Below are 15,658 nucleotides of genomic sequence, written 5' to 3' on the forward strand. Positions count from 1 at the left end.
ACCTCTTATTTTCAGAACAATCCGGTCTTAAGCCTGCAGCCTCTCATAATTCCGCGCAAAATGAACGGAGCCGTGCAGCCCCGCCAGATTGCCGAGCGCCGCAGCCGTTACTTTGGGCTCACTGAAATGGTAGTATTCGCGAATCTGGGCCCGAATCGGATTCAGTAAATAATCACCCGCCCGGGAAGCGCCTCCCCCGACAATGACAACTTCCGGATTGATCAGAAACATGAAGCTGGCGAGCCTTCTTCCCAATATCGTCCCTACTCTAGTAAATACGTCCAAAGCAAAGGAATCCCCTTCCTCGCAAGCCAGGAAAACATCGTGCGCGTTCAGTTTTTTGCCGCCGGCAACCCGGTTCAGGATGCTCTCCGGATGCGACGAGAGCCCGCTCTCCGCCAAACGGGCGATACCGGTCGCCGAGGCGATCGTTTCCAGACAACCGGTTTTCCCGCAGTTACACCGAAAGGTCGCACCTTCCACCGGATCATGGCCGATCTCGCCGGCAAACAAAGTCGATCCGCGCAACGGTCTGCCGTCCAACAGTACGCAAGCGGCCAAGCCCGTGCCGAGCGTCACGCTCAGAATGTGACGGTGGCCGACACCTGCGCCCGCATGAGCTTCTCCCAGCGTATAAATCCGAACATCGTTATCTATATACACGGGCACGCCAAGCCGGCGTTTCATTTCCGCGGCGAACGGAACGTTCTTCCACCCCAAATTTGAGGCGCCCAAAGAGATGCCGTTCATCGGATCTACGATTCCCGGCACGCCTCCGCCAATCGCCTCTACCCGATCCACATCCAAGCCGTGACGCTGTAACAGCTCTCGTATTTCCCGCTCCAGCAAATCCAAGTAATCGTGCGGGTCGCTTACGACATTCGGCCAGTGAGGTTTAATCGTTCCGAAAGTGCGAACGTCGAGCAGCTTCATATCCGCATTGAACATTCCCAGCTCGGTATTGGTCCCCCCGATATCCATCCCGATGAAGTATCTCTCCACGCCTCTCCACGGCTCCCTTCACAGATCATTGTCTTTGATAGACCGGCTTGCCTCTGACATAAGTCGCCAGGAGCTCGAGATCTTCATCCACGACAAGAAAATCTGCGTCTTTGCCCGCAGATAATGAGCCTTTGCGGTCCGAAAGGCCGGCCTGCCGGGCCGGAACGCTAGTAATGGAAGGAAGAATCCTCTCCAGCGGGAGGCCGGTGAACTTGACCGCATTTCGCAAAGCGGCCAGTGTCGTGAGCCCGCTTCCCGCCAGACTCGTACCGTCGGACAGCAGCACCTGTCCTTCCTTCAGGGTGACGGAGCCATATTCCCCGTCAGGAAGACCTGCACAGAAGACGGCATCGGTGATCATGCAGACCGAAGCCGGTCCCTTGACCGCAAACAATAGCTTTACGACCTCGGGATGAACATGGATTCCGTCGCAGATCAGTTCGGTCGTCAATTCCGGCAGGACCATTCCTGCTCCTGCCGCGCCCGGCTCACGATGATGAAGCGGGCTCATGCCGTTAAAATGATGAGTCGTGTGACGCACGCCAGCAGATACCGCGGCTTTCATTTGCTCCAAGGTTGCATTCGTATGACCGGCGGAAACCGTAATTCCGCGGCCGGCCAAAAAGGATACGAGCTCCAGGCCTCCTTCGCGTTCCGGTGCCATCGACACGATTCGGATCGAGTTTCGCGATGCCTCCAGATAAGCTTTCATCTTATCGACCGAAGGCGGCTGAATATGCTCCAGCGATTGGGCGCCCCGCCGAACGGCATCAATGAACGGACCTTCGAGATGAATGCCCGCCAAGTCCGCTCCGCCGAGCTCTCCCATCATCGAGGACACAGAATCGAGGACTCGAAGAATGGTTTCATGGTTGGTCGTGCTGGTGGTCGCAAGAAACGTCGTCGTACCGTGCGCAGCGTGGAAGCGGCTCATGCCGTCCAGGTGCTCGAACGATTCGCCCAGCACGTCATATCCTCCGCCTCCATGGACATGTACGTCGATGAGTCCGGGCAGCAAGCCGCGGCCGCCGCAATCCACCGTTACAATTGTTGTATCCTCGGGCCTTGCTTCACCGTTCGCTCCAGCAGCGGCAATTCGGCCGTTTTCATCTACCAGCATCCAGCCGTCGTCCACAGGACCCTCCGGCAAGTACAATTTGGCATGGTCAAACATCGTTTGCTTCGTTTCCATGACGGTTTGCGCCCCTTCTTTCTCTAGCCTTTAATGCCCGAGAATGAAATCCCTTTAATGACGAACCGCTGCAGCACGAGGAAGAATACGAGAAGCGGGATCGTAGCCATCACGGCTCCGGCCATGAGCAGCGGCTGCTGTGAGGTGTATACGCCTTGAAGAGAGTTGATGCCGACGGACAATACGCGCATCGATTCGTCATTGGTCACGACCATGGGCCACATAAAATCGTTCCAGCTCCACAGCACGACGAAAAACGTCAAGGCCGCGAGCGCCGGCACGGTCAGCGGAAGCAAGATGCGCCAGAAGATCGTCCAATAATGACAGCCGTCGATGACCGCCGCTTCTTCTAGTTCCTTGGGCAGCGTGAGAAAAAATTGCCGCAGCAAAAACGTGCCGTAAGCGGAAAAAATGCCGGGAACAATTAACGCCTTATAGGTGTCCACCCAGCCGAATCGGACCATTTCAAAATACTGGGGAATGAGCAGCACTTGGGAAGGTACCATGAGGATGGCCAATACTCCGATAAAGATCGCCGTTCTGCCGGGAAACCGGAGCCGGGCGAAGCCATACGCCGCCATCGCGCACAAAAAGACCTGCGGAACGGTCCGCCCAACGGTGACCCAAATCGTATTGAAATAAAACCGGCCGAACGGTACTTGCTCGAATATTCTCGGGTACCAAGAAAAATCAGGCTTTGCGGGAAACCACACCGGCGGAATTTGAACGGAATCCGCATAGGTTTTGAACGAAGTCGTGATCATCCAGAAAAAAGGAAGCAGCATCGTCAGGGCACCGAGAATCAATACCGAATGGATGACAACGCGCGCGACCGGGTTTGTACCTTTTTCGCCGACCATGGATGTGCTTCCTCCTTATTCATAGTGGACCCACCTTTTCTGCAGGTACATCTGCAGCATGGTGATTAGGAATATAATGACGAACAACACCCAGGCTTGTGCGGAAGCATAACCGATTTTGAACCAGGTGAATCCATTCTGATAAATGGAGAACACCGCCGTGCGCGTGGCGTCCTGAAGAACCCCGCCGGCTCCACCGCCTGACGTCACGGGAGTCAGCATGAAGACGAGGTCGAACACCTGGAAGGCGCCGATCAAGCTGGTCACCAGTACAAAGAAAATCGCCGGCGTGAGCAGCGGCACGGTAATGTTGGCAAATCGGCTCCAAGACGTCGCTCCATCTAACGAGGCCGCTTCGTAGTAAGTATCCGGGATCCCTTGCAAACCGGAGAGAAGAATGATCATGTTGTAGCCGATACCGCCCCAAATGGCGATGATCATAATGCTTGTCAAAATAAAACGTTCGTCCGTAATCCAGCCGGGCCCGTCAATCCCGACAAGCGACAATAAATAATTGATCAAGCCGTTGCTGCCGTTGTACATCCACTTCCAAACAACGGCAATCGCTACGGGCATCGTTACCGATGGGAGAAAGAAGATGAGCCGGTACACATCCCGGCCTCTTATTTGGCGATTCAGCATCACCGCCACCATGACAGATAAAATAATGGTGGCCGGGACCGTTATGGCGGTGTAAACAGTCGTCGTCCTTAACGCTTTGAGGTACACTTGGTCCGAGAACATCTTCACGAAATTGTCCAGACCGATAAAATTCATGTTACTAGAACCGTCCCAGCTCGAGAAGCTAAGAACCAGTGAAGCGATGATAGGAATGACTACGAAAATAAACAATCCGATGACGACGGGAGCGATAAAAAAATAGCCCCATAGCATTTCGCGAGTACGTAAGGCGGATTTCACAGCCGATCCGGTCAACATCATTTGGGGCTCTTTGGCTAAAGACATGGAATCCCCTCCTTGTGGAAAAGGGTCCCCGGCGAGCAGGGACCCCCCATTCTTAATTCGTGGCGGCCAATACTTTGTTCGATTCTTCGGTAATCTTCTTCAAGCCGTCAGAGGGTGTTTCTTTATTCAGCCAAATATTCGTCAAATGAGTGTTGACCGGCGTTTCCCACTCGGGATCGAAGGCGCTCGGATACGGCTCCGCGATTGAAGTGGAATCAATGAAGATTTTCAAATTGAGCGGCATCGATTTGACCCATGCGTCCTGTGTGCCATTGAACGCCGGGATCACCGTGCCGGTCTCGGCCTGCAGCATCGCCACTTCCTTGGAGCCCAAATACTTAAGAACCTCCCAGACCTCGTCCGGATGTTTCGAATTAGCATTGCCGACCCAAGCGACACCGTGAATAATATTGCCGCTTTTCATGTGGGACGGCAGCATCTGGACGTCCACCTTATCCTTCAGCGCGTCATAATATGGCTTGGCTTGCCACGAACCGCTCATGATCATGGCCACTTTGCCGGATTGGAACAATTGCAGCGGATCGTTGTCCGTCATGTATTGGCCGTCCGGCGAAGAGCCGTCTTTGTACATCAGGTCGAACAGGAATTGAACGGCTTCAATGCCTTCCGGGCTGTCGTATTTCAGGGATTTCCGGTCTTCGGCGATCGGCAGCACGCCGTTTTGCACGAGGAAAGGATATACCACTTCCTGGGTAGACAGATGGGCGGCAATTCCCCACTGGGAAGCGGTTTTGCCCGATTTCACCGTGAGCTTCAACGCTGCACTTCTCAGATCATCCCACGTCCATTTGTCGGACGGATACGGAACGCCGGCTTTATCGAACATCTCTTTGTTATAGAATAATCCGATCGTGTCATAGTCCTTCGGGATCCCGTAATAGCCGTCTTTCGAATACAGCTTAACCAACGATTCCGGGTAGTTGGTCATGGATACTCCGTCGGTGTCGACCTTGTTGTCCAATTTCATGAGGAAGCCCTTCGACTGAAATTTCGGGAAATTCGGTCCGTTCATCCACATAACATCGGGGCCGTTTTTGGCAGCCAGCACGGTTTGCAGCTTGGTGTAGTAGTCCGCTCCCGCGTTCAGCTGCGGCTTCAGGTTGATATGATCCTGCTTTTTGTTGAATTCTTCGGCGATTTTCTTCATCGTGGCTTCCTGCTCCTTCGCCGGGAACCACCAGACGATATCCACTTTCCCGCCCGACTTGCCTCCTTTGCCGCCCGATCCGCCTCCGGATGAACAAGCCGCGGCACCGAGCGCAAAGAAGACAGCTATACAGCTGATCACCAAACGCCTGAATTTCATACCGAACCCTCCATTATTATAAACTCGACTCTGCGAGCGCTTTCACAATTTGGCCGTCTGCACGTTTTATGCGTTGACGGTCAATCCCTCTTCACCCAGCACAACGGCATGGCCGGTTTCTGCGGACTTGTTCGCGGCGAGCGTCGCTTCGACCGTCTTCAAGGCATCATCATAAGGCGCCAAGATCAGCGATCTGTCTCCGGTCAGCACGGCTTCGATAAACGCGCTGTCCTGCGCAAACATCATATCTTTCGTTTCGCTCTTGACTGTCACGGTGCGGTTGTTCTCCGTAATGCTCAAGGTAGATCCGTCCAGTACAACACGGAAGTCCCGGCCTTGCACTTCGACCGCTACCCGGTGATCCGGTTGAATAAAGCAGGTGTCCACATGCCCGACGGCGCCGGAATCAAACACAATGGACATCGTACCGACATCGGGAATATTCAGATTCTCGATATCTCCCATGACGCGCAGAGCCATCTGAGCGTATACTTTGCGGATATCGCCCGCGAGGAAGCGAACCATATCGACGGTATGCGTCGTCTGCTCGACCAGCTGCCCGCCCGATTTGGCCATGTCTCTCCACCAAGGTGTCGGAACAAAGCTGGTCATATAGTGCGCGCGAACGAGACCGATCGTTTTGCCTTGCAGGAACTCTCTCGCTTTGGAAGCGGTATCCAGATAACGGAGCACGTACCCCGATGCGCTCATAATGCCGGCTTGACGAATGATCTCCGCTTTCTTGCGGATTACGTCCATATCGAGTCCGAGAGGTTTCTCCACAAATAGATGAATGCCTTTAGCGCATGCCTTCTCCTCAATATCTCCGTGAGCAAAAGGAGGTACGCAAACGAACAGCACGTCCAGTTGTTCCGACTCCAGCATCGCGTCGAAGTCGCCGTAAGCCTGCATCCCGTAACGATCGGCGGCCTTTTGCGCGCTTGCCGCGACCACATCGCACACCGCCGTCAGCTGCACCTTTTCATGAATACTCAGCGCTTCCATATGGGCTCCGGCGATACCCCCGGCGCCGACGAAGCCGACTCTCACTTTACTCATACGTCCCACAGCTCCTTCCCATTATCGCTCGTCTCCGCCGATGATAATATCCAGGTGACGCGCCGTGTCGAACGCCGTCTGATAAGGACTTGCCTCATACCAGCTCAGCTCTGCGGTCAACGTGTCCGTGTACCCGATTTCCGTGAGCGCTTTGCGCACTTCCGGCCAATCCACGTCGCCTGCCAGCAGCGGTACGAATCCGTTGATATTGCCGACGCTGATCTTGAAATCTTTCACGTGGACTTTGCGGATACGAGAGCCCAAAATCCGGATCCACTGTTCCGGGTAGCCGAAGTTGAGCACGTTCCCGACGTCGAAATACGCTCCGACATAGGGGGAATCGAGCTCATCGATATACCGGGCCATTTCGAGCGGCGACATCAAAAATTTGTTCCACACGTTCTCAATTCCGATATGTACCTGATATTTTTCCGCAACCGGCACCAGCTTCGCCAGCTCCTCCTGACTTCTCCGGTAACAGGCATCGTAGCTGTTATCGCCTTCTTTCTTTACGAAGGCGGGCACGCAAAGGATAGTGTCAATACCGAGTATGCTTGCAAGCTGGATTTGTTTTTCCACGATCTGCCGGCCTCGGGCTCTCACCTCTTCGTCTTCGGAAGAGAGGGAGTTTTGCCACATCAGACCGGAAGACAAGCTGCGTAATTGAATGCCGTAAGAATCGGCCAGCTGCTTGATCTTCTCCGCTTCGGATGCGGTGGTATCGAGTGTGAGACCGGTTTCGCCGGGAGCGTACAGATTCAGCTCGACCGCGTCGAAACCGGCCTTGCTGCTGTAACCGAATACGTCTTCGAGACGGGTACCGTCGGGAAAACACCACTGATTGATCCCTTTGAGCATTGTTCCATCCCCTTTCTCTGCCTATCAAATTCATTGTAGGCCGCAAGGAAGGAGGCGAAAAAGGGGACAACCATTACTTTTCATAGGACGATGATGACCAATCGCGATGTGCGGATTCTCATTTTTTGAGCTCTCCCGGGGTTACTCCCCAGAATTTTCGGAACAATTTGATGAAATAGCTGGTGTCCAAATAACCGGTGCTCCTTGCCGCATCGGATACTTTGAGGCCGGTTTGAAGCAGCTCCCTCGCTTTTTTCATTTTTCGCTCCAGCACGTAATCGGAGAAGCATTTGCCCATTTCTTTCTTGAACAAGCGGCTCAAGTAAGAAGAATTCACATAAAGCCGATCCGCGGCTGTGTGCAGCGTGATATCTTCATGCAGGCTTTGATCGATGAGCGCTAAAATGCTTTTGATGAGACGGTGAGTGCCGGATTTTCGCTCCGCCTCCGCATAGCTCATGATTTTGCCTACCATACTTTGGCACCAATCCTGCATTTGTTCTTTCGTTTGAATCCCGCGCGGAGATTGCAGATACACCGAGTCCTCATCCAATACATCGGAGACGGACCAGCCTTGCTCGTGAATGACCCGGATCAACAGACTTTGCACATAAAGCCTGTATTCCTGGAAGGCGTACAGCGTATTCAAATTTTCCATCTGCTTGTCGAAGATCGAGACGATTTCGGCAACCGATTCCGATCTCTCGCCGATTTCCACCGCGATCAGCAATTTTTTCTCTAAGTCGTCCGAAAACTCAAAAGTATAGGCTACGTTCGACTGCTCACGATAAGGGATGACGATTTCATGTCCCAGTACTGCGCGTTCTTGCAATGCTCTTCTGGCCTGTTTATAGGACACGGATACCGAACCCATTCTGCCGGCCAGACCGATTCCCGCACTCGCGGTCACCTTCAGGCACTCGCGGGCAATCGAAACAAGTTGGGTCATCGATTGGTTGGTCCGCTGCATGAAAGCTCCCGTGCTCTCCGACTCGGAAGCGGCAAAAATCACGACGGTCGCTCCGTCATGGTCCTGAAATACGAAACAGCCCTCCCGGCCGAACAATTCGTTCGCGATGCAGTATAACGAGAAGTGCAGCAGGGGCATGTCGGTTTTGGTGAACCGGTTCTCCGTGTGGAGCAGCGGATCCACCTCGGAGACGGCTGTACAATAAGGGCGGCGTTGATGTACCGCCATGGATAGTTCCCGGCTGAGCCTGTGAATCTCCGCATCCGAGTAATTGCCGCCCACCCAGTTTCTCAGAAAGCCGTCGCGCAGGCGCGGCAGGTGGTCCAGCCATCGGGACTGCAAAGCTTCGAAGTTATGGCGCGTTTCCCGAGCTTTCCGGGTCGCTTCCGCGGCCTCGAGCACCGCATTCATAATTTCTTCGTCGCCTGCCGGCTTCAATAAGTATTTAAAAACGCCGATTTCCAGCGCTTTTTGCGCATATTGGAAGTCATCGTGTCCGCTGAGAATAATAATCCGGGTATCCGGCGTCTGCTTCAGCATTTTGCCCGACAACGACAAACCGTCCTCTTCCGGCATGAGGATATCCATAATGATGATGTCCGGTTTCTTTCGTTCAAAAATAGATTTGGCTTCGAGACCGTCCGAGGCTAGCGCCACGACTTCGATCCCATGTGATTCCCATGGAATTTGGTAGGCGAGACTGTTGAGCAGCCGAACTTCATCCTCGACAATCATCAGATTCACGCGATGACCTCCCGTTCAAGACGTTTTCTCCAGCGGAATGAAGATCCGGACGACGGTCCCTTCGAATTTTCGGCTTTCGAACTGAAGATCCGCCTGTTCCCCGTAATGAAGTAATAGCCTCGCTTTCACATTGCGAATGCCGAATAAGTCCGGAATCGGATTCTCAGTCGCCAAGGAGGAATGGACGGTAATTTCACCTAACCGCTGCTTCACGTAAAGCAGGCGCTCCTCATCCATGCCGATTCCGTTGTCCTGGACAAGGATCTTCAGACGGTTGTCTTCGATCTCCGACGCAATGGTCAGCTCCCCGCCCAGTTCTCTTCTTTTTTCGAGCCCGTGAAAAATCGCGTTTTCGACGATCGGCTGCAGCACCAGTTTAATGATATTCAGCTTTTTGGTGGGTTCGGCCAACCGAACTTCGTATTTGAACTTGTCAAGCAACCGTAATTGCTGGATACGGATGTAATAATGCAGATGCTCAACCGTCTCTTCCATGGTGAACGTCTCTTTGCCCTTACTCAGGCTCAATCTGAAAAATTTAGACAAATTGAGCACCATTTCGCTGATTTCGTCCGCCTCGTAATTGCGGGCAGCCCAATAGATGGAGTCCAACGTGTTGTACAGAAAGTGGGGATTGATCTGCGACTGCAGAAACTTGAGGTCGGTTTTCGAGCGCTGGATTTGCTGCTCATAAATGTCCCGGATCAAATAGCCTTGCTGCTGAGCCATCTGGTTGAAAGAATCCATGAGAAAACCGAATTCGTCGTTACGTTCTTTCTCGAGATATACGTTGTAAAACCCTTTGCGAATTTGATGCATGCCCCGCGAGAGCATTTTAAGCGGTGAGGTGATGTTCCGGTACAAGATCCAGGAAATGATCAAAGCGAGCAAAACGCTGACGATGATGATCATGAAGATGTATTCCTGTATTTGCTTCGATGCCTCGTAGAGCGAGCTTTTGGGCTGAACGAGCACGATCGACCAGGAGGAATCGGGCGATGACACTTTACTGACGAAAACTTCCTGTTTTCCGTCGGGTGACAAAGCAAGGAAGCTTCTCCGTTTGTCCGAGATCCATTTAAATGTAAAGCGGTCGCCCGATGAAGCCATGAGTTGATTCTCGTTGGATAGAAGAAAGACTTGGCTGCTGCTGCCGGAAAGTAATTGCTGAAGCGACTGCAGCAGTACAGCCCGCTGCACGGCTACGGTGACAATGTTCGAGTTATAACCGGGCCTGTCCAATCCCATCGCGCGCACAAGCAAAACGTTGTCTTTGTTGTAGATGTAGTCGACGTTGCGAAAACGGTCTGGCGTGCCGTCAGGATTGACGAGTACACTCAACCCGCGAAGCTGGTAAGCCCTTTTGTACCAGGACTCGTTTTCGAACGATACTTTCCTGACGCCTGTCTTCGACGAAGAGACGAGCGTGCCCGTCTCCTGCTGGTAAATCGAAATATCGGAAATGAACTGATTCATCGCGGAAATTCGCGAGACCTTGTTCATGATCAGCGTCGAACCGAATTTTTTGCCCATCGTGTCCGTATCGGACAAAATGCTGTTCATCTCTTTGTCTGAGGCAATCAATATCGAGATGTTTTCGATGCTCCGCATGATCACATCGATGTAATCGATGGACGCCGACAACGCCGCATAGGTTTTGTCGCTCGTTTGTTGGATGAGGAGCGCCTCGGAATCTTTAATGGCGTAGAGGCTGACGCCGATTAACGGAAGCATGACGATCAGCAAATAACAAATGAGACGTACTTGAATCGAGTGAAAGGCTTTCCACAGACTGTACATTTTCGTTCTCATCGGCACCACCTTCCCCGTGCGATGTTGACGGAATTGCTCACCCTTTCTCTGTTCTCGCCCTTGCAAATCTTATCCTTTGTGGAACTTCCACTTGTTTTGTCGAATCATAAGTCCATTGCGGGTGGGTAAAATTTACTGTCTCTCCTAACGCAGAAAGAGCAGCCCGCCTTGGCGAGCTGCTCTTTCGGTGATGTACATGATGAACGTTAATCATTCCCGCCGGCAACCGTCAATACAGCGACAACGCCAGTGTTCCACGTTCTCTCGTCGAGTAAAGGATCGCTTCCGAGCCTTCGATTTCCACACTGTCCAGAGTAGCAAGAAACCGTTGAACGGTTCGTCTTCCGGTCGCCAGCTTGCGTTCCAGCACTTCCAGCAGCATGTCGATCACTTTCCGTCTGTCGTCCTTGCAATATACCGGGATTTGATTTTCGTGAAATTCTATGATGACTTTTTTGAGTTCCGTTTTCATTTTTCGTCACCTCGAATGGCCATTTTCGCTGTGCTACATCCTTTATAATAACTTACCATCACTATATAAAATGAAGCTTAATATTTTGTGAAAATTGCGAGAACACGACGAATAATTTTACAGGAGCAAGAAATAAATCGTACGGAAACCCAAAACGCGGAAAGATAATAGGATGAGAAAGGCTGGATTCTGCGTGGGAGTTTACCCGTGCAGTTTCCAGCCTTTTTGGTGTGTTCGTGGACACTCATTTTTAAGCGTGGGCAATTATTTGGAGAAGATTCATCGGAGCCTTCTTCGACAGGTTTAGTGGAACCATCCCAGCGGCACCAGAACCAAACCAGGAAACGCGGTCAAGACCAGCAACAGGATAATCTCTACAATCAGGAACGGCCAAACGCCCTTCATGATGTCGTCCATGCTGATCTTGCCGGCCCCGGCCGCGACGTTCAGCACGGTTCCGACCGGCGGCGTCAAAAGGCCGATACAGTTGTTCAATACGAACAGGATCCCGAAGTACACCGGATCGATGCCTGCCGCCGTAATGACCGGCATGAGCACCGGCGTCAGGATAAAGATCGTCGGGTTCACGTCCATCGCCGAACCCACGATCAGCACGATCACGTTGATAACCATGAGAAGCAGGAACTGATTATGCATGAACGGTTGAAGCATGTCCTCGAGCTGTGCCGGAATATTGGCCACCGTAATGAGCCAGCTCGAAACCATTGCGGCTGCCGCCAACAACATCACGACACTGCTGGTTTTAGCCGCTGCAATTAACAGCCTGTAAAGCGTCTTGAGCTTGATTTCGCGATAAACGAATAAACCGACAAACAATGCGTATACAGCAGCTACAGCCGCGGCCTCCGTAGGCGTAAAGACGCCGCCGCGCAAGCCGCCGATTATGATCACAGGCATTATCAACGCCCAGAGGGCATCACGAGTCGCCTGCCATTTTTCTTTTGCCGTCGTTTTCGGTTGTACTTTCACCTTTTCTTTTCTGGCAATCCAGGTCCAAGTAATCGATAACGCCAAAGCAAGCAGGAGTCCGGGCACGATGCCCGCCAAAAACAGCTTAGAAATCGAAACGCCGGCCGTTACGCCGAAGACGATCATGGGGATGCTGGGAGGGAGGATCGGAGCGATAATCCCGCTTCCCGCTATCAAGCCTGCCGAACGGTTTTTGTTATACCCGGCAGCCGCCATCATCGGAATCAAAACCGCGCCAAGCGCCGCCGTATCCGCAACAGCCGAGCCGGATATTCCTGCGAAGATGACGCTGGCGATAATCGCTACGAACCCAAGTCCGCCGCGAATATGGCCAACAAAAGCCATCGCAAAATTAACAATACGCCTCGTTATCCCCCCCGCGTTCATGAGCTCCCCGGCAAGCATGAAGAACGGGATCGCCATGAGCGGGAAATTGTCGGCTCCATCGATCAAGTTGCCCGCGAGAATCTGGGTATTGAAATTGCCCATGGTGAACATCAGGACGATAGCGCTGATTAATAGAGCGAAAGCGACCGGAATGCCGAGTGCCATTACGGCAAGGAGCGAAAGGACGAAAATCGCCAAAGTCATGATTTCTTCGCCCCTTCCTCATGGTTGTCATTGTCTGTCTCATTCTGCTGCACAAGTTCGTCCGAATCTGTTGTCATGATGAACTCGCGTTCTTCCATTTTTCCAGCCAGCACCCGGTAAAGCCTGGCGAAGACAATCAGGACCATGCAAGCACACATAAGACATCCGACCGCATAAATATAGGCATAAGGCATGCCTGTAGCCGGGGCGGATTGGTCGACATTCAGGATCGTCAATTTCCAACATCCGATAAATACGAGCACCATCGTCGCCAGAATCATGAGATTGCTGATGACGTATACGATTTTCTTGCCTGTTATCGACAGCTTTTTAATAAGAGAATCGACTCCCAGATGCTCATTGTCCTTCAGCGCCAAAATGGATCCAATCAAAATGGACCAAATGAACAAGAACCGGGACACTTCCTCCGACCACGTGATCCCCGAGTCAAAGGCGTACCGGAGAACGACGTTGCCGAATACGAAAATAATCATGAGTGAAAGACACACCGCTAATAGGAAATTCAAGAAGGCGGTGATCTTGTTGATCAGTTTGTTCATGTAAAACACCACCTGTAAAGAGGAGAGAAGGGTTCCTGAATGCAGAACCCTTTCTCCGCCGATTATCCTTTATTCAAACAGGATTATTGCGTATTCTTGACTTTTTCTACGAGATCTTTAGCCCACGGGAATTTGCTGTAGTAATCGTCATAAATCGGTTGGACGGCCGTTTGCATTTGAGTCATGAAGTTTTGGTCCGGAGTAACGAATTCCATGCCTTTCTCCATCAGGAACTTCTTGTCGGATTCATAGCTTTCTTCGGAAAGCTGCCATTGATAATCGGCGTATTCCTTAGCCGCTTCTTCAAGCGCTTTCTTTTGGTTATCGGACAGTCCATTCCACAGCTTCAAATTGATAATCAGAACATTCGGAGTGAAGCCGTGGCGGGACTCCAGAATATATTTTTGCACTTCATAGAAACCGTTTGCTTTCACAACGCCGATCGGATTGTCTTGGCCATGAACGACCTTTTGCTCCAACGCAGTAAATACTTCGGACAGCGGCATCGGGGAAACGGTTGCACCGAGCAGCTCACCCAGTTTTACGAAGACAGGCGTGTTCGGCATCCGCAGGCGAAGGCTCTTGAAGTCTCCCATGCTGGCTACCTTCTTGCTGGAGGATACCATCCGGAATCCGTTCGCCGTCCATGCCAGCACGTGTACGCCTTGTTGTTTTTCCAGCTCAGCAGCCAATTCTTGCCCGATCGGCCCCGTAAGAACGGCTTTCGCATGTTTGAAGTCTCTCATCAGGAACGGCCATTCCGGAACACCCATTTGCGGAACGTCTGCTTGCATGATCATCCCCGGAACGCCGAGCTCGATCGTGCCATTCCGTACGCCGGTGTAAAATTCTTTTTCCCCGCCGAGTTTGTTGTTCTCGTAGATTTCCACTTTTAACGAACCGCCCGATTTTTCTTCAACGAGCGGTTTGAACTTGTCCTTCAAAGCGATGTTTTGCGGATGGTCGAGACCATAGTAGTTCGCGACTTTCAAGGTATAAGACTTTTCGCTGCTTCCCGCTTGGTCTCCGCCGGCTGCTTGGCCTTTTTCCTTGCCGCCGCAAGCTGCCAAAACCGTTGTGACTGCCAGAACAAACACGAGTGTGTAAATCCACTTTTTCATTGTAAAATGCCCTCCCATATCTAGTGGTGGTTATATGATTGCTTTGTTTTACAAAGTAATCATCGCTTTGATGGTGCCGGATTCCGGCGTCATGAAGTATTCGAACTTATCGATGATTTGATCGAACGGGGTTCTGGACGTGATGAAAGCATCGGTGTCCACATGCCCCTGCCGGATCATTTCAATTACATTTTCAAAATCTTCAACCGTCGCATTGCGGCTCGACAGGATGGTCAGCTCGCGTTTATGGAATTCGGGATCCGGGAAGGAAAGATCCGCTTGCACGAGGCCGACATAGACGATCCGCCCGCCATGCGCGGCATACTGATAAGCGCCGCTCATGGATTTCGCATTGCCCGTGGCGTCGAATACGACTGTCGGGAATTGCCCGTTCGTGATGCGTCTCATTTCTTCCGCCGGGTTCTCTGAAGCATTCACCGTGTAGTCCACCTTGGCCCAGGTTTTGCAGAAATCGAGCCGCCCCTGATTCATATCCATGGCGATCACTTTCGCTCCCGCCAGTTGCGCGAATTGCATGACTCCGAGGCCGATGGGGCCAGCCCCGATCACTAGTGCAAACTCGCCTTTCTTGATGTCTGCCCGTCTTACTGCATGGGCGCCGATGCTCAGGCACTCAACGGTTGCTGCTGCATCCAGCGAAATCTCACTGGTCTTCATCAGATGGGAAACGGGAACCGCGAAATATTCCTGCATCCCGCCATCCGCATGGACGCCTAGGACTTGAAGCTGCGAGCAGCAATTGGGTTTCCCGCTCAAGCACGCGATGCATTGTCCGCATTCCAGATACGGGACAATCGTAACTTTGTCGCCTGCTGAAAAAGCGCTTCCATTTGCTTGGACCTTTACCACTTCGCCGGCCAGTTCATGTCCCAGTACCCGAGGATATTCGAAAAAGGGCTGACGGCCTCTGAATGCATGGTAATCGGTACCGCAAATGCCGATCCGGCGAACGCGGACCAGTGCTTCCCCATCCTTCAAGGTCGGTTCCTCTACCTCACGCATGGCCAGTTGGTTCGGTTCATTCAAGCTGATTCTTTTCATAATGCCTCTTGCTCCTCCTGTGTGATTCTGGGTGAAGGCGATTTCACCATGCGACGAGTAACAGTAATTCTG

The 15,658-nt window shown here is 52.2% G+C and carries 14 protein-coding genes; all 14 read right to left on the minus strand.

Annotation, left to right across the window (positions count from 1 at the left end; all coding sequences use genetic code 11):
* Positions 1–27: 27 nt before the first annotated feature.
* Complete coding sequence (locus E5161_RS18010) at positions 28–1,002, minus strand: ROK family protein (protein WP_136779275.1); 975 nt, start codon at positions 1,000–1,002, stop codon at positions 28–30.
* A gap of 25 nt (positions 1,003–1,027) precedes the next feature.
* Positions 1,028–2,194, minus strand: coding sequence for an N-acetylglucosamine-6-phosphate deacetylase (nagA, locus tag E5161_RS18015; RefSeq protein WP_136779276.1), 1,167 nt, complete (start codon positions 2,192–2,194; stop codon positions 1,028–1,030).
* A gap of 23 nt (positions 2,195–2,217) precedes the next feature.
* Complete coding sequence (locus E5161_RS18020; protein WP_136779277.1) at positions 2,218–3,054, minus strand: carbohydrate ABC transporter permease; 837 nt, start codon at positions 3,052–3,054, stop codon at positions 2,218–2,220.
* Between the two features lie 15 nt (positions 3,055–3,069).
* Positions 3,070–4,020, minus strand: a complete 951-nt coding sequence (locus E5161_RS18025) for a carbohydrate ABC transporter permease (protein ID WP_246042408.1) — start codon at positions 4,018–4,020, stop codon at positions 3,070–3,072.
* Between the two features lie 52 nt (positions 4,021–4,072).
* Complete coding sequence (locus tag E5161_RS18030) at positions 4,073–5,347, minus strand: ABC transporter substrate-binding protein (protein WP_136779278.1); 1,275 nt, start codon at positions 5,345–5,347, stop codon at positions 4,073–4,075.
* 66 nt (positions 5,348–5,413) lie between these two features.
* The gene (locus E5161_RS18035; RefSeq protein WP_136779279.1) at positions 5,414–6,406 is read right to left on the minus strand and encodes a Gfo/Idh/MocA family protein; all 993 of its coding nucleotides are present in this window, start codon (positions 6,404–6,406) and stop codon (positions 5,414–5,416) included.
* A gap of 21 nt (positions 6,407–6,427) precedes the next feature.
* On the minus strand, positions 6,428–7,264 hold the full coding sequence (locus tag E5161_RS18040; RefSeq protein WP_136779280.1) for a sugar phosphate isomerase/epimerase family protein: 837 nt from the start codon (positions 7,262–7,264) through the stop codon (positions 6,428–6,430).
* Positions 7,265–7,382: 118 nt separating this feature from the next.
* Complete coding sequence (locus E5161_RS18045; RefSeq protein WP_246042416.1) at positions 7,383–8,969, minus strand: response regulator; 1,587 nt, start codon at positions 8,967–8,969, stop codon at positions 7,383–7,385.
* A gap of 24 nt (positions 8,970–8,993) precedes the next feature.
* On the minus strand, positions 8,994–10,790 hold the full coding sequence (locus E5161_RS18050; protein ID WP_136779282.1) for a sensor histidine kinase: 1,797 nt from the start codon (positions 10,788–10,790) through the stop codon (positions 8,994–8,996).
* 229 nt (positions 10,791–11,019) lie between these two features.
* Entirely contained in the window at positions 11,020–11,262 is a 243-nt protein-coding gene (locus E5161_RS18055; protein ID WP_136779283.1) for a 3-dehydroquinate dehydratase, read from the minus strand.
* 303 nt (positions 11,263–11,565) lie between these two features.
* The gene (locus E5161_RS18060) at positions 11,566–12,843 is read right to left on the minus strand and encodes a TRAP transporter large permease (protein WP_136779284.1); all 1,278 of its coding nucleotides are present in this window, start codon (positions 12,841–12,843) and stop codon (positions 11,566–11,568) included.
* Complete coding sequence (locus tag E5161_RS18065; protein ID WP_136779285.1) at positions 12,840–13,403, minus strand: TRAP transporter small permease; 564 nt, start codon at positions 13,401–13,403, stop codon at positions 12,840–12,842. The genes E5161_RS18060 and E5161_RS18065 overlap by 4 nt, the downstream gene beginning before the upstream one ends.
* Before the next feature lie 83 nt (positions 13,404–13,486).
* Positions 13,487–14,524, minus strand: coding sequence for a TRAP transporter substrate-binding protein (locus E5161_RS18070; protein ID WP_136779286.1), 1,038 nt, complete (start codon positions 14,522–14,524; stop codon positions 13,487–13,489).
* A gap of 48 nt (positions 14,525–14,572) precedes the next feature.
* Positions 14,573–15,586, minus strand: a complete 1,014-nt coding sequence (locus E5161_RS18075; protein WP_136779287.1) for a zinc-binding alcohol dehydrogenase family protein — start codon at positions 15,584–15,586, stop codon at positions 14,573–14,575.
* Positions 15,587–15,658 lie beyond the last annotated feature (72 nt).

It is taken from the genome of Cohnella pontilimi (genome assembly GCF_005049045.1).
Classification (GTDB): domain Bacteria; phylum Bacillota; class Bacilli; order Paenibacillales; family Paenibacillaceae; genus Cohnella; species Cohnella pontilimi.